This is a genomic window from Leisingera sp. ABM4_101, from assembly GCF_056158725.1.
Genome location: NZ_JBSWTV010000002.1, coordinates 3,349,979 through 3,369,758, shown reverse-complemented (window position 1 = coordinate 3,369,758; position 19,780 = coordinate 3,349,979). Strand labels below are relative to the sequence as shown.

Below are 19,780 nucleotides of genomic sequence, written 5' to 3'. Positions count from 1 at the left end.
GTTCGGCCAGGCCAGCCCATTGGGGGCTGAGATCTCAAGGGAAACTATGAACTCTAGCAGGGGCAACTTTCAGATCTTCATGAACCTGCTGGGGCCTTCCTCCAAAGAGCGACTATGGCTACGTTCGGCGCCGACATAGTTTTCGACTTGAAGGATCAAGATCTGGTGCCGGATCGAAAAGGCGAGCGGTAATTGGTGGCTTTCAAAAGAAGGTTGAGGTGCTCTCTTTCCGGTTTTTCGAACTTACACCACGGCTTGATGCTGTCTCAAGATGTGGTATAGTTCGACCAACGACCGAATTGCGCGTGTATCGCATGGCTCCGGGCCGGCCGCGTGGCGTACCTGACGGGATAATCAGGAACAGGCGGAGCTAAAGGGCTTCGTCGCTGACGCTTCCATTGCATCCAGAGCTTGAACACCTGCGTTGCCCGGGCACGGGCCGTTGCGCTTTCCCCATACCGAGGTGACACTATGCCTGACATGATCCAGAGCTATCTGGCCGATATCGCTCGCCGCGGCGGCAAACAGCCGGCGGGCTGGCGGGATGACCCAAGCCCCATGCAAATCGCCAGGCTGAGCGATGCTGCAGGCAAAGCAGCGCAGAAATAGCACAAAGGCAACATCGCTCACCGGTGGGATACCGGGATCGGGGCGGATCAGTTGCCGAAATCTGACAATACCGGGCGGGATGCCCAACAATCTCCACAACAGACGGGAAGTCGATCATGGCGCTCACTGCAAAGCAGGAGCGTTTCGTTGCGGAATACCTCATCGACCTGAACGGAAAGCAGGCAGCAATCCGGGCGGGATACAGCGAGAAAACGGCAGAGCAGCAGGCGTCGCGCCTGTTAAGTAATGTTAAGGTTCAAGCTGCGATCCAAGAGGCCCAGGCGAAGCGTTCAGAGAAGACAGGAATTACCCAAGAGCGGGTTCTGCAGGAGCTGGCGCGGATCGGTTTTGCTGACATCCGCAAGGCCGTTGCCTGGGGTAGCGCACCTGATGGCGCGGTAGATGAAGAGGGCAATCCGGTTCTGTATCCGGTTGAGCTGTTGCCCAGCAGCGAGGTGGACAACGACACCGCCGCGGCCATTTCGGAGGTTTCTCTGACTGCCCAGGGGGTGAAGCTGAAGATGCACGACAAGCTCAGCGCGCTGGACAAGATCGCCCGGCACCTTGGCATGCTGAACGGATCCGGGGCAGGGGAAGACGAGGCTCCCGCGCTGAACATCAACATCAATACGGCCGCTCCGGTTGGTGACGTGCGTGTCACACGATCTGACAGTTAGCGCGCCGCAGGGGATCTTTCTCTCCGGGCTGAATACCAAGTTCCGCGCCTATGTCGGTGGCTTTGGATCCGGCAAGACCTATGTCGGCTGCCTGGATCTTGGCCTCTTCGCAGGCAAGCACCCGAAGACAGTGCAAGGGTACTTCGCTCCGACTTACCGGGACATTCGGGATACCTTCTGGCCGACCATGGACGAGGCGGCTTTCACGCTTGGGTTCACAACCAGGATCAAGACCAGCGACAAGGAGGTCGAGCTTTACCGCGGCCGGTCCTACTACGGCACCACCATATGCCGGTCGATGGATGACCCCGGTGGCATCGTGGGCTTCAAGATCGCCCGAGCCCTGGTGGATGAGATCGACATCCTCTCCAAGGACAAGGCCGAGGCGGCGTGGCGGAAAATCATTGCCCGGATGCGCCTGGTCATTCCCGGCGTCGTCAACGGAATTGGTGTAACGACCACCCCCGAAGGCTTCCGCTTCGTCTATGACAGCTTCAAGCGGGATCCGAAGAGCAATTATTCCATGGTGCAGGCCAGCACCTACGAGAACGCGGATTTCCTGCCGCCGGACTACATTTCAACGCTGCTGGAGGATTATCCCGAGGAGCTCATCAAGGCCTATCTGATGGGCGAGTTCGTCAACCTGACAAGCGGCACTGTCTACCGCAGTTATGACCGGCAACGGCACCAATCCACGGAGAGTATCCAGCTGCGCGAGCCTCTGCACATTGGCCAGGACTTCAACGTGGGCAATATGGCGTCTGTTGTCTTCGTCCAGCGCGGCGGCGACTGGCACGCGGTTGATGAGCTGCAGGGGCTGCAGGACACGCCGCATCTGATCCAGGTTCTCGGTGAGAGATACGAGGGCCATCACATCACGGTCTATCCCGATGCCAGCGGCGGTGATCCTCCCCCAATGAAGTGGTCCGCCGTTATGTTTAGGAAAACGGAGGATCAGAATGGGAACGAAGCGACACAAGCCGGAAGAGATTGTCACGAAGCTGCGGCAGGTTGAGGTGCTTGTCGGTCAGGGATTGCAGCGCGTGGATGCGATCCGCGAAGTGCGCATCACCGAGCAGACCTACTACCGCTGGCGCAAGCAATACGGCGGGATGGGAACCGACCAACTCAGAGAGCTCAAACGGCTGCAGAAAGAGAACGAGCGGCTGCGTCGCGCCGTTTCGGATCTGACCCTGGACAAGCTCATCCTGTCGGAGGCCGCAAAGGGAAACTTCTGAGCCCCGCTCGCCGCCGGGCCTGCATAGATCATGTGCGCAGTCGGTTCAGCGTGTCGGAACGGAAGGCCTGCCGTGTCCTGGGGCAGCACCGTTCCACGCAGAGAAAATTGCCACGAGGCCGGGTCGACGAGGCGCGCCTGATCGCGGACATGATTGAGCTGGCGCGCCAATACGGCCGCTACGGTTACCGGCGGATCGCGGCCCTGCTGAGGGATGCAGGCTGGCAAGTGAACGACAAGCGTGTCGAACGCCTGTGGCGGCGTGAGGGGCTGAAAGTGCCTGCGAAACAACCGAAGAAAGGACGGCTCTGGCTGAACGACGGCTCCTGTGTCCGGTTGCGGCCCGAATATCGCAACCACGTCTGGAGCTACGACTTCGTGCATTGCCGGACCGATGATGGGAAGGCCTTCCGCACGCTGAACATCCTCGACGAACATAGCCGGGAGTGCCTGGCTATCCGGGTGAAGCGGAAGCTGAACTCAGGTGACGTAATCGATGCCTTGAGTGACCTGTTCATCCTGCGGGGCGTCCCGGCCTACATCCGGTCCGACAACGGTCCTGAGTTCGTGGCACAGGCTGTCCGGGACTGGATTGCTGCGGTCGGCTCCAAGACCGCCTACATTGAGCCGGGATCCCCCTGGGAGAACGGATACTGTGAAAGCTTCAACGCCCGGTTCCGCGATGAACTGCTCAACGGAGAAATCTTCTACAGCCTGCGCGAGGCTCAGATCCTGATCGAACAATGGAGGAAGCACTACAACACAAAAAGACCACACAGCGCCTTGCGCTATCGCCCACCGGCTCCGGAAACACTCGTCCCGATGGACCCGAGGCCGGTCATGCACTAACAATCAAACCGGACCACTCAGGTGGGGCTGATCACTCGTTGTGCAAGGAACGTCGTCAGCGTCTGCGGTATACTCGCCACGAGAGGACACCATCGTTTATATCGATCCTGAAAAGGATATGTACGGAATTTACTCCCAGGACTACATAGAGAAAGAATTTGATGGTGAAGTTCCAAAAGGTTTTATCACAACTCAAGTAGATGGACAGGGAAGCGCCTATTATCAAGTTCGAGACCTGGTAGAGCAAATTAATCGTGTGCCTGAGTCGGCTGACTTAGTAGATGGTGTTCTTCAGCATTACTATGTAAGTACGGGGCTGGATGCTGTTGATGAAGAGAACGCTTTTATGTTCTCTCAATATGACCGTTTTGTCGATCTTCTGGACCGTTCAGATTCTATGGACCCGGTTTCGTTTCATGTCACAGAGTGGAATTCGAACTACTACGGAGAAAATGCGCGCGGACTTGAACATGCATCGATGTTGGTTGAGATGTTTTATGAGCAAATCACCCATGGAATCGATGTTTCCCAAATTTGGCCGCTCACCTTTGACACCACACAAAGCATTACATTGACGGATGTTGAGCAGGAGAACTTGACGATTGCTGGTGAAACATTTTCCCAAATGCGCGATAGGCTTGTTGGTAAATCACCAGTTCTCGACTGGTCACTAGAGAGTGAAGTTGATGTGCATGGTTTCGGGAATGATGATGAGTTCTCATTTATTGCTTCCGACCGTGGCGGTGAAACCCGCGATAGTTTCAAGCTTGATTTTTCGGAGATCGTAGGTGATGACCTGTACTTCATCAAATCTACTATGCTCACTGATGGCGGTAAAGGTGGCGCCGACCATAGAGCTGATCCGGTTGTGATCAACGGCGAGAGCTCCACGTCTGACGATGGGACTGTGGTAATCTCCCTAGATCCCTGGGCACTGAACTTCATCGAATTTACTAGAATCGGAGATGGTGACGACCATATCGATGGAAGCGATAGCAAGGACGTTATCTATGGCCGTGCAGGCGACGATTATTTTGATGGGAATTCTGCTGCTGACCGGCTTTTTGGTGAGGAGGGAAATGATACTATCAACGGCGGCGTCGGGCGCGACTACCTGCACGGTGGAAAGGGACGGGACGTGCTTCAGGGGGGGGCCGGTAAAGACAAAATTGTTGGGGGCGCGGGCAATGACACCGTTATGGGTGGAGCATGGCATGACACGATCATGGGTGAAGGTGGAAAGGATCGGCTAGAAGGTGGAAACGGACGAGATTTGATCTACGGTGGAAGGCGAAGTGATACTATTTCCGGCGGAACCTGGGATGACACGCTTGATGGTGGTGCTGGTCGCGACAACATCCTAGGAGGAAAGGGGCGCGACAAAATTGACGGCGGTGTTGGAGGTGATCTGCTTGATGGTGGAGAGAGCAATGATACCATCGATGGCGGAAGAGGAAGTGATTACATAAACGGTGGAGAAGGTTCGGACAAAATCTACGATGGATCAGGCCGTGACACAGTTTTCGGCGGCGAAGGCGCCGATCATTTTGTTTTCACTTCGGATGGAAAGCAGGATGTTTTGGGCGACTTTGAGGTCGGACTTGATCTTCTTGACTTGAGAGCCTGGGGAAGCAATCACGTTTCGTCTCTGAAATTCGACCAAGTCGCTGTTGATGGTGAAATTACAACCACGATCTCGACCGATGATGAACGTCTGGTTCTGTCCGGAGTTTCCGTTGATGAAATTTTGTCTCTGGTAGAAGGAGAGACTTTGCTCCTTTAGGGGCGAGAAACATTCTCGACATGTCAGAAGGTCGTTGCAGTTCGTGCTATACTTGGAGATGCGGAGCGGTGAACCAATTTGGGCGTGTATCGCAGGGCTCCCGGCCGGTCACGTCACGTACCCTACGGAGGGGGGCTCAGAAAAAGCCGAAGCTTAATGGGCTTACCGCAGAGGCTGCCATTGTAGTTTGCGATCTCGGTTCCAAAAACAGAGTTCGAGATGCTTGGTGACTTCAGCGTCCGCCGAGGCCACCAGAGCTTGCTTCAGGGCTTAGGTTGGCGTGGTTTTTCAACTATTCTAAGATGTTGTTCGCCAATACTTCTTACCTCTTTAGGCCGGGCTCGCGCTTCGATCTGACGCTCGATCCCTGTTATCAAGTCTTCGTCAATAGGCGGTAAAGACTTGTCAGCTTGTTGTGGGAGGGGTCTGAGATCAATGATCTCGACATTTCCAAACTCCAGGTTTTTCTTTAGTTTTAGCAATCGATTGCTAGATATCGGAGCGATGTTGTCCCAACTGTACTTCTCGGGGGCGTCAAAGATGCTTGACATGTGACTTCTCCACGATTTCCCACCCGTGGGTGCCCGAGGAGTTCTTGCCTGAAGTGCCATTGCGCTTGCTCTAAAGGCCCGCTTTAGTGGCTTGTTGGAGTAGAACATAAGTTGAACTGACCTTAGTAAACAAAACGTGAATCATTCCACTTTTGCGCGAATTTTAGTGATATAGATTACCTCTGTGGGCGTAGATTTCCCTTGTGCCTTCCCCAAGTTTTGCGGTTCATCCGGCCGAGGAATTCACCGAGCATGGGTGGATTGATCTTCGGGGGTCGGAATGGCAGAAGCACCGGCGAGCACTCCTCGCGAAATTTGGCGCCCTGGATCTTGGATGAAGTTTGTTACGGCCACTCACTTTGCACAAACCTGACGCTCTTGGCTGTACTAGCAGCACTTGCAACGAATGACGGCGTTGTCCCGGCACAGCCACCATCGGACGGACGACTGGAGTTCTGGTAACTGCTCCGCCAAGTGCAGCCCTTCTGCCAGACCCAATAGTCTTTCCCCATCGCGGGAAGTTGTGGTTTTCTGCTCAATTATGGATAGTGTGATAGCGTCGAAAGTTGAAAGAGAAAGAAGCCTACATGCCGCATCCAGTTGATGTCCACGTTGGCAAGCGAATTCGCCAACGGCGTTGGCTCATTGGGAAAAATCAGCAAGATTTGGCGTCTGAAGTCGGCGTAAAGTTTCAACAGATCCAGAAGTACGAGAAGGGCGAAAATCGTGTAAGTGCATCACGTCTTTGGGAAATCGCTTCTGCTCTTGGAGTGGACATCACCCACTTCTTTGAAGGTGTGGAGGAGACAGAAGGGGCCTCGGCTGGTAGCAGCCTTTCGGCCGAAATTCTGGAGGCCAAGGAGGCCGCTGATCTCGTCAGGGTTTTTTACAGCCTTCCAGAGGAGAAGCGTGTTCAGCTAACACGTCTTGCAAAAGTTCTCGCTACCTAAGAACCAGGCCCGGCAAGCGGTTAGGGTGCTGCCGGGCCTGAATGGCCTAGAAGGAGTGAACGGGAGCGCCAATACTCTCCCACTCTTTGTGCGTGCGATCTGTTGCTTTGGCGTTTGCGCTTCGTCAAAGGTCCACAGTAGGGGGAGAGACCTTCAAGCCAGCTAAAGAACGAACAGGTGGCCAAGCGGCGGACGGCAATCAGTTGCACCTCACAGGTGTAGGGGGTTCCAATCTAAGCGCCGGCGACTTCATATTCTGATAGCAGGTAGCTTTCAATTCGACCCGGCTCTGGCGGTCGGGCGTTTTCTATGTCTGGGGATGGCTCGCCTGGTGCTAGTCTTCTGCCGCGAATGAGGAGTTGACTATGCCTAAGGAAAAGTCGGCCCGTGAGCGTGCGGCGCGGGCGCTATGTGAGTTCGAGGGACACCCGCCGAACGCAAAGATGGACGGCGCCCCTATGTGGATGTCTTACTTGCCGGAGGTGGATGTGGTGCTTCGAGCGGCTCTGGGTGATGAGGCCTTGGCAGCCATGAAAACTGCAGACGAGAGCCCAGAATAGGAGACCTGCGGGCGGTGTTGCTAGCGCCCGCAGGATCATCTGCCTAGATGACAAGGGAGAACGGGTTTCCCCTTGCTCTCTTTTTAGGTGAAAATGGTTAAGGGGGCGCTTACGCTTCGTCAAAGGTACATAAAAAGGGCGCCCCGGGGGTGAGGCGCCCAATCTATCAGGTCTTCGCAAGGTAGTGAGAGCATTGACCACTCTCAGGGTGATTTTGGCATAGGATTGTTGAGGAACCGTAAAAGGTTCATCCAAGTAAGGAGTGTCAGCCCGTCAGTGGCCGAAATCTGACCTCTCCATCTCCGGCCGCGTCGGCAGCCCGTCAGGTGTCGGCTGTCGTGCACCTCCAGCCATTCCTTGATAGACACCCAGCGTGTCTGGATGCTGGGCGGATCGCGGTATCCGTCCAGAGTGACAAGCCGGCGCTGCAGATCGGCGAACCACTGAATCTTGAGCTTCAGCCCGTGCCGCTTTGCCCAGGCTTGGACTGGTGCCTCCCAGCCATCATGCCCAGCGGCCTCCATCGCTTGGCGCAAATCCTCTGGAGCGGTCCAGGGCCGGCCCTTCATAGCGGGGCCAGCTCGCGCAGAGCCTTGGCCATGTTGAGATAGCCCGGGTATCCGCGCTCATGGAACATCTGCTAATACTAGGCCGCCCAGGGCTCTCGGCGTTCCTCTTCGAACACGTTGTGCCTTGAGCCCTTGCGCACGCTCACTTTGCCGTCTGGCAGTCTCTCTACCTTGATGGGTTTCCCACTCACTGACTGCTCCCGATTCCCTGTCCGGCCAACATTTACGAAGTGCGCCCTGGTTCCATGAACTGGCGTGAACCGGCATACACTGCGAAAACGCCGGAATCGCACCCTTTAAAAACAGCTCCATTGACTGCAAAACAATAGCCTGCGTGCCTATAGCTTCGTTTACACCGAAGATGTCGGGAGTTCGAGCCTCTCACGACCCACCATCCCCCTCTCGCCGGATCAAGACGATATTCACGCAAGCCGTTGCTGCGGCAGTGTTTTTCACGTTGTTTCAGCGTGTTGGCCGGGCTGGCGCATTTTTTTCCGGGAAAGTCGGGAAAAAGGCAAAACACCGCTTGACGGGTCCCGGGGCGGAGAATATTACAGCCCAACATTCAGCAGCGATGCTGGATCGCAGCGGGCGGTTGTAGCTCAGTTGGTTAGAGTACCGGCCTGTCACGCCGGGGGTCGCGGGTTCGAGCCCCGTCAACCGCGCCACTGCTGCGCCTCATCCTGAGGTCAAACAGGATCCGCCCCGGAGGGGACCTGGACTGGAAACGGTCCGCCGCAAGGCGAAAATGCGGTTGTAGCTCAGTTGGTTAGAGTACCGGCCTGTCACGCCGGGGGTCGCGGGTTCGAGCCCCGTCAACCGCGCCACTTTCGCCCGCCGCCCTGGCGTTTCAGGGTCCGCCCCGGAGGGGATCAAAGGTCGGAAACGGCCAGCCGAAAGGCCCATGCGCGGTTGTAGCTCAGTTGGTTAGAGTACCGGCCTGTCACGCCGGGGGTCGCGGGTTCGAGCCCCGTCAACCGCGCCACTTTCTTCCCTGGAAATGAAGCTTCACAGCTGCCCTGGCAGCCGCTGGCTGTTAGCCGTTCAATCTGGCACCTGTTTCCGGGGTGTCCTGGCTGAATGTGTTGAGCCAGGTCCCGCCGTCTTTCTCCCAGAGCGATGAGATCAGCATGGTCTTCCACTCCTCCGAACCGGCAGGCCGGTAGGACGCCCGGTAGGAGAGGAGGGCCGCGGTGCTGCCAATGCAGCGCAGGCGGGCGCCGCTCAGCTTGTTTTCCGCCATCACCGGCCCATCTTCCAGCTGCCCGCAATGATCGGCCTTGTTTGCAAAGCCGCTGGGGTATACGCCGAGAAAGTCTTCCGAGAGGACTTGCGCGTCCAAACGCTGGTCGCCGAGAACCATGGCCTCCCAAACCCTGGTTTCCAGGGCGAGGATACCGTCCAGCTGCGGGCTGTCAGTCAGAATCGTTTGTGTCATGATGCCAGCCTGACCGCCGGAGGCCGGTCAGGCAAGCAGCCGGTTGGCTGCAGCGGCTTCAGAGCGCAGGCGGCGCCGGGTCGGCGCCGGTATCGTGGCGCCATTCTGTCAGGTCGGTGTTGATCCACTTTCTCAGCCGTTCCATGTCCGGAGACCCGTTTGCCTCCAGAAACCGCAGCAGCACACGGGTGCCGTGCTGGTAGCCTGCGCGGTAGCTTTCCTCCGGGTCGGTCTGAGTGCCTTCAAATCCCGGCGGCCGTTTGAACCTGCTTTGAACCATTTACTCTCTCCGTCTTCCTGGGCTCGCGCGCCCTAGGGCAGGCTAGGGCAAGAGCGATAAGCAAGTCTTAACCCGGGTGCGTAAAACGAACGCAAACCCGTGCGGTAGGGGCTGTACAGGCTGTTACATGGGCGGCAGGCGCCTGAGAAAGTCCAGAAGGGCGGCGGCAGTATCCTGTGGCGCGCTGTCGATGAAGAAATGCCCGCCTGGCAGGCTGCGGGCGGTCATGTCCTGCAGGTGCGGCACCCAGGCGGCGGCGACGTCATAGGCCCGGGCCATGGCGCCATCGGCGCCGTAGAGAACCAGTGCCGGGCATTGTACCTGGCGGGCGAGGTCACGGGCATCGTGGTTGAAGTCCACTTCAATCGCGGCGCGGTAGTCGTTGCACATGGCGCGCACGCAGGCCGGATCTGCCCAGGCACGGCGGTAGGCTGCCAGTGCGGCAGGCGGAAAATCATCCAGCGCAGCGCCGCCCCAGCCCAGCAGGCAGCTTTCGAAATAGGCCTGCGGATCGGCGCTGATCATGCGCTCCGGCAGCGGCGCGGGCTGGGCCAGGAAGAACCAGTGGTAATAGGTGCGGGCGACCTGCTGCGTCAGCTGGTCCAGCAGCAGATGGGTCGGAATGATGTCCATCACCGTGAGGCTGGCAACGGCTTTGGGCGCGTCCAGTGCCAGCCGGTGCGCGGTGCGGCCGCCGCGGTCGTGGCCTGCGAGGTGAAACCGGGGATGCCCCAGCGCGTGCATCAGCGCCAGCTGGTCGGCGGCCATATTGCGGAAGCTCATCGCCTCCACGCCTTCGGGTTTGGTGCTGGCGCCATAGCCGCGCAGATCCGCTGTCACCACGGTGAAATGGCGGGCAAGGGCGGGGATGCTCTCCTCCCACATTTCCTTGGTCTGCGGGAACCCGTGCAGAAGCAAGAGCGGCGGGCCTTCGCCGCGGCGGGTATAGGCGATCTGCTGGCCATTGACTTGCAAGGTGCCGGTTTCTGTGCCGGACGGCATGGGCTCTCTCCCTTGAACTGGGCGTCCCGCGTATTGGAGCTGCAGCCGTGCGCCGGATCAAGCCTGCCGCTGCGTTTCGGGCAGAGCGGAAGGCTCCCGCGCCTTGGCGCGGCATCAAAGATGCCGCACCGAAAGCCTTGGGCCCGGCGCCGTGCTAAAGCACGGCGCGCGCCGCCTTTGGCGGCGCCATGCCCAACGGGAAGAGGGGCGCATCAGTGCCCCGATGACGGGCGGGAGAACGCCCTTTTTTCTTAGCGGGAAGGCAAGGGCGGGGCGGGCTATTCGCAGGCCCCGCCAATGAGTTACTTCGCGCTCAGCGCGTCCAGGATGCGGGCCCAGGAGCGCATGCCCTTGTGGAAGCTCTTCAGGTCGTATTTCTCGTTCGGCGAGTGGATGGCATCATCATCATTGGCAAAGCCGACGAGCATCAATTCCATGCCGAGGATCGACTTGAAGAAACCCGCGATCGGGATCGAGCCGCCCATGCCGCAGAACACTGCCTCGCGCTGCCATTCGTCCGACAGCGCGGCGCGGGCGGCGGTGAATTCGGGGCGGCTGATGTCCATGACTGACGCCTTGGAGCCTTCGAGATCGTTGTCCCAGACCACCTTGCAGTCGGGTTTCAGCTGCGCCTCGACGTGTTTGCGGATCTTTACCCGCAGCGCGTCAGGGTCCATGTCGCCGACCAGGCGGCAGGTGATCTTGCAATGCGCCTGTGACGGGATCACGGTCTTGGAGCCGGCGCCATTGTAGCCGCCCCAAAGGCCGTTCACCTCCAGCGTCGGGCGGGCCCATTGCTGTTCCAGGACCGAGCGGTCCTTTTCGCCATGCGCCTGGGTGTAGCCCGCATTGTCAAGGTAGTCCTTTTCGTCAAAGCCGCAGCCTTCCCACTGGCGCAGCTGGTCCTCGGGCACCTCATGCACACCTTCATAGAAGCCGTCGACGGCGATCTTGCCGGTCTCTTCGTCATAGAAAGAGGCGACGATGCGGCTGAGTTCGCGCAATGGGTTGAGGCCGGGGCCGCCGTAGTGGCCGGAGTGCAGGTCAATGCGCGGGCCGATCACGGTGAATTCATCCTTCAGCATGCCGCGCAGTTGCGAGGAGATCGACGGCACCCCGCGCGACACCATCGAAGTGTCGCAGATCAGCGCGATGTCGGCCTTCAGTTCTTCTGCGTTGGCCTCCATGAAGGGAATGAGCGAGGGGGAGCCGCTCTCTTCTTCGCCCTCGAAGAAGAAGGTGATGCGGCAGGGCAGGGAGCCGTTGACGGCCTTCCAGGCGCGGCAGGCCTCGACAAAGGTCATCAGCTGGCCCTTGTCGTCCGAGGAGCCGCGGCCGCGGATCACGGTGCCGTTTGGGGTTTCCTCCAGCTGCGGCTCAAACGGCGGCGTGTTCCAGAGGCTCAGCGGGTCAACCGGCTGAACATCATAATGGCCGTAGAACAGCACATGCGGGGCGTCGGTGTTTTCCTCGCCCACATGGCCGACCACCATCGGGTGGCCTGGGGTGGTGCGCTTTTCCGCCTTGATGCCGATGGCGTTCAGGTCGGCGACCAGCCAGTCGGCGGCTTTGTCGCAGTCTGCCTTATAGGCAGGGTCGGTGGAAATCGACTGGATGCGCAGCAGTTCCATCAGCCGCTCTGTCGCGGCGTCTAGCTCTGCGTCGATCCGGTCCAGAACGTCATTCAGTGCCATTTTGCTCTCCTGTATGTCGGGGAGGCCCAGGGTAGGCCGTTTTGCCGCGGACCCTAACAGCGCGGTAAGGGAGGGGCCAGAGGTCCCGGGGCTGGAAATCCATGGCATTTTCAGCTGCGGCGGTTTCCGATCCTGCACATTATTCGGAAAACCGGGAAACAGATACGACGCAAACGGACACAGGTTGGCCGCAGCTGTCCTTGCCCGGCCTCTGTTTAAGTTTTATTTGACCTGCATCAATGTTGCGCACCCCCGGCGGCGCGTATGCAGTTGATCGGAGGGGGCGCCTGCGGTAACCATTCCCGGACGTGAATGTGGTCTGACCGCCGGACGGCCGAGCCCTTTACACAGCCCGCGTGCTCAGCCGGAGCACAATTAGCTATGGAGATGCCGGTGGACTATACCGCGAAACTGGACGCAGCGATTGCCAGCCTTCACGACGAGGGCCGTTACCGGACCTTCATCGACATCGAGCGCAAGAAGGGCCATTTCCCGCATGCGGTCTGGACCCGGCCGGATGGCCGCCAGCAGGATATCACCGTCTGGTGCGGCAACGACTATCTGGGCATGGGCCAGCACCCGGTTGTGCTGGAGGCGATGCATGATGCCATCAACTCGACCGGCGCAGGATCGGGCGGCACCCGCAACATTTCCGGCACCACGGTCTATCACAAGCAGCTGGAGGCCGAACTGGCCGATTTGCACGGCAAGGAAGCTTCGCTGCTGTTCACCTCGGCTTATATCGCCAATGATGCGACGCTGAGCACGCTGCCCAAGCTGTTCCCGGGACTGATCATTTATTCCGACGCGCTGAACCACGCCTCGATGATCGAAGGCGTGCGCCGCAATGGCGGTGCCAAGCGCATCTTCCGCCACAATGACGTGGCGCATCTGCGCGAGCTGCTGGAGGCGGACGATCCCAAGGCGCCCAAGCTGATTGCCTTTGAATCGGTTTATTCGATGGACGGCGATTTCGGCCCCATCGCCGAGATCTGCGACCTGGCGGATGAATTCGGCGCGCTGACCTATATCGACGAGGTCCATGCGGTTGGCATGTACGGCCCCCGCGGCGGCGGCGTGACTGAGCGGGACCGTCTGGCCCACCGCATCGACATCATCAACGGCACGCTCGCCAAGGCCTATGGCGTGATGGGCGGCTACATCGCGGCCTCGGCCAAGATGTGCGATGCGATCCGCTCTTATGCGCCGGGTTTCATCTTCACCACCTCGCTGGCGCCGTCGGTGGCGGCAGGGGCGGCGGCCTCGGTGGCATATCTGAAAGGCGCGCAGGAGCTGCGCGACAAGCATCAGGACCAGGCCAAGGTGCTGAAACTGCGCCTGAAGGGTCTTGGCCTGCCGATCATCGATCACGGCAGCCACATCGTGCCGGTAATCGTCGGCAACCCCGTTCACACCAAGGTGCTGTCCGATCACCTGCTGGAAGATTACGGCATCTACGTCCAGCCGATCAATTTCCCGACTGTGCCCCGCGGGACAGAGCGGCTGCGGTTCACGCCCTCGCCGGTGCACGGCCCCAAGGAGATCGACGCGCTGGTTCATGCAATGGACGCATTGTGGTCGCATTGTGCGCTAAATCGTGCCGAACTTGCCGGGTAACATACTGATCAGTGTAAATTTACCTTAGGTGTGTTACGCTGTTGTCAATCAATGAGCGGATCTGAGTCGCATCTGTGATTCTTTCACCGCTCAGCAGTAGATTGCGGCAGGCATTGATGGGACGGCAGGCATGATCGGGCGCTTCACCCAGCGCAAGCACGAAGAGCATGGAGAGGTCGCGGAACCGAAAGGTTTTGACGACTTCGAACTCAAGCTCGGTGACGTTATGCGGGGCGAACGGGCGACAATGGGCAAATCGCTGCTCGACGTCCAGCGCGAGCTGCGGATCAAGGCCTCCTATATCGCTGCCATCGAAAATTCAGACCCCACCGCCTTTGACACGCCCGGCTTTATCGCCGGGTATGTGCGGTCTTATGCCCGCTATCTGAACATGGATGCGGAACAGGCGTTCCAGGATTTCTGCAAGGAAAGCGGTTTTGCCGTGGCGCATGGCATGTCCGCCGAGGCCTCCAGCCGCAGCAAGTCCGGCGGCGCGCCTGCCGCCGCGTCCAAGGGCCTGGGCGGCGATGCCTTTGCCTCGCCCAATACCCCCTTTATCCCGGCCCCCAGCAGTTTCCTCAGCCAGATTGAGCCGCGCGCGGTTGGGTCTCTGATGGTGCTGGCCGGGCTGATCGGCGGCATTACCTATGGCGGCTGGGCGGTGCTGAAAGAGGTGCAGCAGGTGCAGTTTGCACCGGTGGATCAGACCCCGGCAGTGCTGGCGGACCTGGACCCGCTCAGCAGTGCCGTGCTGGAAGTTGCCGAAGGCGCCCAGGATCCCGCGGCTGAAGCGCTGGACCGGCTATACCGGCCGCAGGCGCTAGACGTGCCGGTGCTGGTCGCGCGCGATGCGCCGATTTCGACACTGGACCCTTCCACGCTTGGAAATTTCGCGGCGCCGGAACTGCCGAGCGTCGCCCTGGCGGAGGCCAGCATTTCCTATGAGCAGGATGCGTTGTCGCAACCGGTTCCGCAGGTCGTGGCGGAAATCAAACCGGGTGTGGAAATGGTGGCGGTGCGCCCCTCCTGGGTGCAGGTCACGGCTGCCGATGGCAGCGTGATCCTGGAAACCATCATGGATGCGGGCCAGCGTTTCGAGGTGCCTCTGACGGAGGATGCGCCAAAGCTGCGCACCGGGGAAAGCAGCGCCATCTATTTTGCCGTCAACGGCGAGCATTTCGGCCCGGTGGGCGAGCGCGGCCAGGTGTCCAAGAATATCGAGCTGTCGATGGATGCCATCACCGGCCGGTTTGAACTGGCAGACCTGACTGACGGGCGCAACGAGGCACTGGCGACCTTGGTAGCTGAGCTGCAAGCGGCCCAGCCGGCGTCGCAGTAAACGGATCTTCAGGAATTCCCGCAAGACGCCCGGTGCCGCCATTGCAGCGCCGGGCGTCAGCACGTATCTAGGCGGTAACAGGATCCAGCCGGGACACATGCCGCAATGTCGATCAATCACATCCGCCCCTGGCGCCATATCGAGCGCCGCAAAAGCCGCCAGATCCATGTGGGCAACGTGCCCGTCGGCGGTGATGCCCCGATTGCGGTGCAGACCATGACCAACACGCTGACCACCGATGTGGCGGCGACGGTGGCGCAGGTCCAGGCCGCGGCTGAGGCCGGGGCTGATCTGGTGCGGATCTCGGTGCCGGATGAGGCCTCGTCCAAAGCGTTGAAGGAAATCGTGCGCGAAAGCCCGGTGCCAATCGTCGCCGACATCCATTTCCACTATAAGCGCGGGATTGAGGCGGCAGAGGCAGGAGCGGCCTGCCTGCGCATCAACCCGGGCAACATCGGTGATGAAAACCGTGTGGCCGAGGTGATCAAGGCAGCGCGCGACCACAATTGCTCAATCCGGATCGGGGTGAATGCCGGCTCCTTGGAAAAGCACCTCTTGGACAAATACGGCGAGCCCTGCCCGGAGGCGATGGTGGAGAGCGGGCTCGACCATATCCGCATCCTGCAGGATCATGACTTTCATGAATTCAAGATCTCGGTGAAAGCCTCCGACGTCTTCATGACCGCTGCCGCCTATCAGCAGCTGGCGGAAGCCACAGACGCGCCCATTCATCTTGGCGTGACCGAAGCCGGCGGCTTTGTTTCCGGCACTATCAAATCTGCCATTGGCCTGGGACAGCTGTTGTGGATGGGCATTGGCGACACGTTGCGCGTCAGCCTCTCTGCCGATCCGGTGGAGGAGGTGAAGGTGGGGTTTGAGATCCTCAAATCCCTTGGCCTGCGCCACCGCGGCGTCAATATCATCTCCTGCCCCAGTTGCGCGCGTCAGGGCTTTGATGTGATCAAGACGGTAGAAACCCTGGAGAAGCGCCTGGAGCACGTTAAGACACCGATGAGTCTCAGCATTATCGGCTGCGTTGTGAACGGCCCGGGCGAGGCGCTGATGACCGATGTCGGCTTCACTGGCGGCGGCGCGGGCTCCGGCATGGTCTATCTGGCCGGCAAGGCCAGCCACAAGATGTCCAACGAACAGATGGTCGACCACATCGTCGAGGAGGTCGAGAAAAAGGCCGCGCAGATCGAGGCGGCCCAGGAAGCGGCGGAGTAATACTCCAGCCGTTTCATCTTTCCAGAAATACTCCGGGGTCCGGGGCAGCGCCCCGGTCCTGCCGGTTCAGCTTAACCGATCAGCTCTGCTGCTCGCGGATCTCCGCCACCATGATCTCCATCTGGTCGGCAGGCAGGTAACCGCGCAGCAATTCATTGCCCAGCACAAAGGTCGGGGTGCCGGAGATGGCCATTTTCTGCGCTAGCGCGCGGGTCTGGCGCAGCTCGGCAGTGACCTCTTCGCTGTCCATCTTGGCAAAGATCGCCTCTGCATCCAGCGAAAGGCCATCGGCCAGGCGGCGCAGCGCAACCTCGTTCGGCTCGGCGCCGAAGTCGATCAGCGCGTCATGCACTTGCTTATAGGCGTCAGCACCGGCCACGTGTTTGGTGGCTACGGCAAAACGCGATGACAGAACCGACGCCTCGCCCAGGATCGGGAATTCCTTGATCACCAGGCGGATGTTGCCATCGCTTTCCAGCAGTTTGGCGACTTCGGGTGCGGCGCGGCGGCAGTAGCCGCAGCGGTAGTCCATGAACTCGACCAGGGTGATGTCGCCATCCGGGTTGCCGCCGACCCAGGAATAGCCATCGTTCACCAGCTCCTCCATATTGTCGGCGACCAGCACGTCGTCGCGCGCGGCTTCGGCCTGCTGCTGGCGCTGTTCCAGCAGGTCAACGGCTTCCAGGATCAGTTCCGGATTGGCCAGGATGTAGTTGCGGACTTCTTCGCCAAAGGCCTCGCGCTCAGCCTCCGTCATCGCGCTGACGTCAAAGGCCTGGGCCGGGGCGCCCAGCAGGGCGAGCGCTGTGGCCGCCGCGGCGGCTGTGCGGGTGAAAAGGGTCATTTTCGTCTCTTCCTCTTTTGAGCTTTTTCATAGGCTGTCAGCACGTCCTGAGCCCGCCGCGCAGCGGCAGATCCTGCAGGCAGCAAAGCGACGGCCCGTTTGGCATGAATGCCGGCGTCCCGCAGGCGCCCTTGCAAGGCATATCGTTCGGCGGTGACCAGCGCTGCCATGCCGCGCTGGCCGGTTTTGGCATAGGCCAGCGACATGTCGCGCAGCAGCACCGTGTTGCGGAAATCGATGGCGCGGGCCTTCTCCATGGACTTGAGGGCTGCCTTGGGCTGGCCGGCCGCCAGCTGGGCGCGGCCGTAGCCGGTCAGGATCAAGGGATCCCTGGGGGCCAGCTTGACCGCGGTGGCATAGGCCGCCAAGGCAGCGCTCCATTGGCGGTTCTCGATCAGGATCTGGCCCTTCATCTCGTGGTAGAACGGATCGGATGGCCGGATTGCGAGCGCGCCGTTCATCGCCCTGATCGCCTTCTTCAGGCTGTTCTGCCTGTGATAAGCCGCAGCCTCGCGCATCAGGCGGACGTCCTTGAATTGTTCTTCACGCACCCGGCGCAGGGTCCATTTCGGGGCGCGGGTGAAGGCCGACAGTTTGCCGCGGACGCGGGCGAACCAGTATTGCGCTTCCTGGCTGGCTGCGCCCTTGTCGCCGTGGGCTGCCAGATAGGCCTTGGCCGCGCGGATGCGGTCGCGGCTCAAGGGGTGGGAGCGGGTGTAGGGGTCCTGGCTGGCGGCGCTGAGAACCTCCTGGCCTGCAAAGGCGCGGTGAAGGTCGACCAGCCCCTGCGGGCTGATGCCTGCGCGGTTCAGATAATCGGCGGCGGAGCGGTCGGCAGAGCTTTCCTCGGCCCGGGTATGGGCCAGGAAGCTGCGCAGCGCGGAGTTCTGGGTGCCGATGGCAATGCCGGCCGCCGCATCCCCGCCGCCGGCTGCCGCGGCAAGTGCGGCTAGTGCCAGGCCCAGCCCCGCGGCACTGTTGGCAGAGCGCAGATTCTGCATCCGCCGCGCCAGATGGCCGTTGGTGATATGGGCGGCCTCATGGGCGATCACCGCTTGCAGCATTTCCGGGCTGGTGACCTTTAGGATCAGTCCGTAATGCACGAAAATCGTTCGCGAATCCACAACGAAGGCATTGAAGGACGAGTCATTGACCAGAAGGATCCGCACCCGGTTCGCATTCAGCCCCGCAGCGCGCAGCACTGGCGCCGCCAGGCGGTTCAGCCCGTGTTCAATGTCCGGATCGCGCAGCAGCGAGATCGACGCAGCCTGCGCCGCTGAGGCTATCTGAATCAGCGCGCAAAGCAAAAGAGCCGGGATTGACGCCAGCCGGAAGAAACGGTCAAAACTCATGCGCGCACATTGGGAGATAAGCATGCGAAACTCAACCCGGTCCGAGGTCGATCCCTTCATTGTGATGGATGTGATGGAGGCTGCCCGCAAGGCTGAGGAGGCAGGCCGCCATATCATTCACATGGAGGTGGGCCAGCCGTCGACCGGGGCACCGGCCGGTGCGTTGAAGGCGCTGGGGAATGCACTGGAAAACAATGCCTTGGGCTATACAGTTGCCTTGGGTCTGCCAGCCCTGCGCAAGCGGATCGCGCAATTGTACGGGGAATGGTACAACGTCGATCTGAACCCGGAGCGGGTGATCGTTACGCCGGGCTCCTCCGGCGCCTTCCTGCTGAGTTTCACGGCGCTGTTTGACAGCGGCGACCGTGTCGGTATCGGTGCGCCGGGCTACCCCTCTTACCGGCAAATTTTGAAGGCGCTGGGGCTGGTGCCGGTGGACATCCAGACCGCACCGGAGAACCGGCTGCAGCCGGTGGCGGCGGATCTCAAGGGGCAGGACCTGGCCGGGCTGATGGTGGCCTCACCTGCCAATCCGACCGGCACGATGCTGGATCACGCGGCGATGGGCGCGCTGATCGACGCGGCACGGGACGAGGGCGCCAGCTTTATCTCCGACGAGATTTATCACGGGCTGGAATACGAGGCGAAGGCGGTTACTGCGCTGGAGCTGACCGACGAGTGTTATGTGATCAACTCCTTCTCCAAGTTTTTCTCAATGACCGGCTGGCGGGTGGGCTGGATGGTGGTGCCGGAGGATCATGTGCGGGTGGTGGAACGCATCGCTCAGAACATGTTCATCTGTGCGCCGCACGCAAGCCAGGTAGCGGCGCTGGCGGCGATGGATAGCGAGGATGAGATGCGGCAAAACCTGGCCGTCTACGCAAAAAACCGCCAATTAATGCTGGATGGTTTGCCGAAAGCCGGGTTCAGCAGGATCGCGCCGCCGGACGGGGCGTTTTATGTCTATGCCGATGTGTCGGACCTGACCAATGACAGCCGCAGATTTGCCGCGGAAATCCTTGATAAGGCTGGGGTTGCGGTGACGCCGGGACTGGACTTCGATCCCGTCCGCGGCGCCACCACGCTGCGGTTTTCTTATGCGCGGTCAACTGCGGATATCGAGGAAGGCCTGGCGCGGCTCACCCGGTTCATGGCGGAGCGCGGCTGAACGCAGAAGGCGGATTTCCAATCCAGCCGTAATT

18 protein-coding genes and 3 tRNA genes are annotated in these 19,780 nt (G+C 60.1%); 14 read left to right on the top strand and 7 right to left on the bottom strand.

From position 1 onward, the window contains the following. Nucleotides 1-471: 471 nt before the first annotated feature. The 5 genes from ACXAEK_RS17625 (at nt 472) to ACXAEK_RS17605 (ending at nt 5,155) form a co-directional block, all read left to right on the top strand. Nucleotides 472-609, top strand: a complete 138-nt coding sequence (locus tag ACXAEK_RS17625) for a hypothetical protein (protein WP_475043848.1) — start codon at nt 472-474, stop codon at nt 607-609. Between the two features lie 116 nt (nt 610-725). Beyond that, complete coding sequence (locus ACXAEK_RS17620; RefSeq protein WP_475042943.1) at nt 726-1,286, top strand: terminase small subunit; 561 nt, start codon at nt 726-728, stop codon at nt 1,284-1,286. Beyond that, nucleotides 1,264-2,301: a phage terminase large subunit gene (locus tag ACXAEK_RS17615; protein WP_475043845.1), complete on the top strand. Its 1,038-nt coding sequence runs from the start codon at nt 1,264-1,266 to the stop codon at nt 2,299-2,301. Before ACXAEK_RS17620 ends, ACXAEK_RS17615 begins: the two co-directional genes overlap by 23 nt. Beyond that, a protein-coding gene (locus tag ACXAEK_RS17610) for an IS3 family transposase (protein WP_475038988.1) occupies nt 2,246-3,372 on the top strand; the annotation gives its coding sequence in 2 pieces (ribosomal slippage) (nt 2,246-2,510 and nt 2,510-3,372; 1,128 coding nt in all). Before ACXAEK_RS17615 ends, ACXAEK_RS17610 begins: the two co-directional genes overlap by 56 nt. A 118-nt stretch (nt 3,373-3,490) precedes the next feature. Next, nucleotides 3,491-5,155, top strand: a complete 1,665-nt coding sequence (locus tag ACXAEK_RS17605; protein WP_475043843.1) for a calcium-binding protein — start codon at nt 3,491-3,493, stop codon at nt 5,153-5,155. A gap of 263 nt (nt 5,156-5,418) precedes the next feature. Here the strand turns inward: ACXAEK_RS17605 and ACXAEK_RS17600 are convergent, their stop codons facing one another. Beyond that, the gene (locus ACXAEK_RS17600) at nt 5,419-5,706 is read right to left on the bottom strand and encodes a hypothetical protein (RefSeq protein ID WP_475043842.1); all 288 of its coding nucleotides are present in this window, start codon (nt 5,704-5,706) and stop codon (nt 5,419-5,421) included. A 587-nt stretch (nt 5,707-6,293) separates the two neighbouring features. On the opposite strand from ACXAEK_RS17600, the gene ACXAEK_RS17595 reads away from it, so the two are divergent. The 5 genes from ACXAEK_RS17595 to ACXAEK_RS17575 all read left to right on the top strand — a co-directional run bounded on the left by ACXAEK_RS17595 (nt 6,294) and on the right by ACXAEK_RS17575 (nt 8,770). Further along, the gene (locus tag ACXAEK_RS17595) at nt 6,294-6,656 is read left to right on the top strand and encodes a helix-turn-helix domain-containing protein (RefSeq protein WP_475045299.1); all 363 of its coding nucleotides are present in this window, start codon (nt 6,294-6,296) and stop codon (nt 6,654-6,656) included. A gap of 365 nt (nt 6,657-7,021) precedes the next feature. Continuing rightward, nucleotides 7,022-7,216: a hypothetical protein gene (locus tag ACXAEK_RS17590; RefSeq protein ID WP_475043840.1), complete on the top strand. Its 195-nt coding sequence runs from the start codon at nt 7,022-7,024 to the stop codon at nt 7,214-7,216. Nucleotides 7,217-8,376: 1,160 nt separating this feature from the next. Then, nucleotides 8,377-8,453 (top strand) — tRNA-Asp (locus ACXAEK_RS17585). An 82-nt stretch (nt 8,454-8,535) separates the two neighbouring features. After that, nucleotides 8,536-8,612, top strand: a tRNA-Asp gene (locus ACXAEK_RS17580). 81 nt (nt 8,613-8,693) lie between these two features. Then, a tRNA-Asp gene (locus tag ACXAEK_RS17575) sits at nt 8,694-8,770 on the top strand. A 51-nt stretch (nt 8,771-8,821) separates the two neighbouring features. Here ACXAEK_RS17575 and ACXAEK_RS17570 read toward each other — a convergent pair. The 4 genes from ACXAEK_RS17570 to ACXAEK_RS17555 form a co-directional block, all read right to left on the bottom strand. Then, on the bottom strand, nt 8,822-9,223 hold the full coding sequence (locus ACXAEK_RS17570) for a nuclear transport factor 2 family protein (RefSeq protein WP_475043838.1): 402 nt from the start codon (nt 9,221-9,223) through the stop codon (nt 8,822-8,824). 58 nt (nt 9,224-9,281) lie between these two features. Continuing rightward, nucleotides 9,282-9,503, bottom strand: coding sequence for a hypothetical protein (locus ACXAEK_RS17565; protein ID WP_475043837.1), 222 nt, complete (start codon nt 9,501-9,503; stop codon nt 9,282-9,284). Nucleotides 9,504-9,626: 123 nt separating this feature from the next. Further along, nucleotides 9,627-10,505, bottom strand: coding sequence for an alpha/beta fold hydrolase (locus tag ACXAEK_RS17560; protein ID WP_475043835.1), 879 nt, complete (start codon nt 10,503-10,505; stop codon nt 9,627-9,629). A 302-nt stretch (nt 10,506-10,807) separates the two neighbouring features. Then, entirely contained in the window at nt 10,808-12,199 is a 1,392-nt protein-coding gene (locus tag ACXAEK_RS17555; RefSeq protein WP_475043834.1) for a M20/M25/M40 family metallo-hydrolase, read from the bottom strand. 381 nt (nt 12,200-12,580) lie between these two features. On the opposite strand from ACXAEK_RS17555, the gene hemA reads away from it, so the two are divergent. The 3 genes from hemA to ispG all read left to right on the top strand — a co-directional run bounded on the left by hemA (nt 12,581) and on the right by ispG (nt 16,382). Continuing rightward, nucleotides 12,581-13,816, top strand: a complete 1,236-nt coding sequence (hemA, locus tag ACXAEK_RS17550) for a 5-aminolevulinate synthase (protein ID WP_475043832.1) — start codon at nt 12,581-12,583, stop codon at nt 13,814-13,816. Nucleotides 13,817-13,946: 130 nt separating this feature from the next. Further along, complete coding sequence (locus ACXAEK_RS17545; RefSeq protein WP_475043830.1) at nt 13,947-15,155, top strand: helix-turn-helix domain-containing protein; 1,209 nt, start codon at nt 13,947-13,949, stop codon at nt 15,153-15,155. A gap of 105 nt (nt 15,156-15,260) precedes the next feature. After that, nucleotides 15,261-16,382 carry a flavodoxin-dependent (E)-4-hydroxy-3-methylbut-2-enyl-diphosphate synthase gene (gene ispG, locus ACXAEK_RS17540; protein ID WP_475043828.1) on the top strand — a complete coding sequence of 374 codons (1,122 nt, stop codon included), beginning with the start codon at nt 15,261-15,263 and terminating at the stop codon, nt 16,380-16,382. 79 nt (nt 16,383-16,461) lie between these two features. Here the strand turns inward: ispG and ACXAEK_RS17535 are convergent, their stop codons facing one another. Next, nucleotides 16,462-17,226 (bottom strand): DsbA family protein, encoded by a 765-nt coding sequence (locus tag ACXAEK_RS17535; protein WP_475043826.1) that lies wholly within the window; start codon nt 17,224-17,226, stop codon nt 16,462-16,464. Further along, nucleotides 17,223-18,602 carry a M48 family metalloprotease gene (locus ACXAEK_RS17530; protein WP_475043824.1) on the bottom strand — a complete coding sequence of 460 codons (1,380 nt, stop codon included), beginning with the start codon at nt 18,600-18,602 and terminating at the stop codon, nt 17,223-17,225. Before ACXAEK_RS17530 ends, ACXAEK_RS17535 begins: the two co-directional genes overlap by 4 nt. Between ACXAEK_RS17530 and ACXAEK_RS17525 the strand changes: the two genes are divergently transcribed. Beyond that, a complete protein-coding gene (locus ACXAEK_RS17525) occupies nt 18,601-19,746 on the top strand; it encodes a pyridoxal phosphate-dependent aminotransferase (RefSeq protein ID WP_475043822.1) in 1,146 nt (381 codons plus the stop codon). The genes ACXAEK_RS17530 and ACXAEK_RS17525 overlap by 2 nt on opposite strands. Nucleotides 19,747-19,780 lie beyond the last annotated feature (34 nt).

Coding starts and splice junctions, on each gene's coding strand:
- ACXAEK_RS17570 (WP_475043838.1), bottom strand. CDS start 9,223: ATGACACAAACGATTCTGACTGACAGCCCGCAGCTGGACGGTATCCTC.
- ACXAEK_RS17620 (WP_475042943.1), top strand. CDS start 726: ATGGCGCTCACTGCAAAGCAGGAGCGTTTCGTTGCGGAATACCTCATC.
- ACXAEK_RS17530 (WP_475043824.1), bottom strand. CDS start 18,602: ATGCTTATCTCCCAATGTGCGCGCATGAGTTTTGACCGTTTCTTCCGG.
- ACXAEK_RS17605 (WP_475043843.1), top strand. CDS start 3,491: ATGTACGGAATTTACTCCCAGGACTACATAGAGAAAGAATTTGATGGT.
- ACXAEK_RS17590 (WP_475043840.1), top strand. CDS start 7,022: ATGCCTAAGGAAAAGTCGGCCCGTGAGCGTGCGGCGCGGGCGCTATGT.
- hemA (WP_475043832.1), top strand. CDS start 12,581: ATGGAGATGCCGGTGGACTATACCGCGAAACTGGACGCAGCGATTGCC.
- ACXAEK_RS17535 (WP_475043826.1), bottom strand. CDS start 17,226: ATGACCCTTTTCACCCGCACAGCCGCCGCGGCGGCCACAGCGCTCGCC.
- ACXAEK_RS17565 (WP_475043837.1), bottom strand. CDS start 9,503: ATGGTTCAAAGCAGGTTCAAACGGCCGCCGGGATTTGAAGGCACTCAG.
- ACXAEK_RS17560 (WP_475043835.1), bottom strand. CDS start 10,505: ATGCCGTCCGGCACAGAAACCGGCACCTTGCAAGTCAATGGCCAGCAG.
- ACXAEK_RS17595 (WP_475045299.1), top strand. CDS start 6,294: ATGCCGCATCCAGTTGATGTCCACGTTGGCAAGCGAATTCGCCAACGG.
- ispG (WP_475043828.1), top strand. CDS start 15,261: ATGTCGATCAATCACATCCGCCCCTGGCGCCATATCGAGCGCCGCAAA.
- ACXAEK_RS17545 (WP_475043830.1), top strand. CDS start 13,947: ATGATCGGGCGCTTCACCCAGCGCAAGCACGAAGAGCATGGAGAGGTC.
- ACXAEK_RS17625 (WP_475043848.1), top strand. CDS start 472: ATGCCTGACATGATCCAGAGCTATCTGGCCGATATCGCTCGCCGCGGC.
- ACXAEK_RS17555 (WP_475043834.1), bottom strand. CDS start 12,199: ATGGCACTGAATGACGTTCTGGACCGGATCGACGCAGAGCTAGACGCC.
- ACXAEK_RS17600 (WP_475043842.1), bottom strand. CDS start 5,706: ATGTCAAGCATCTTTGACGCCCCCGAGAAGTACAGTTGGGACAACATC.
- ACXAEK_RS17525 (WP_475043822.1), top strand. CDS start 18,601: ATGCGAAACTCAACCCGGTCCGAGGTCGATCCCTTCATTGTGATGGAT.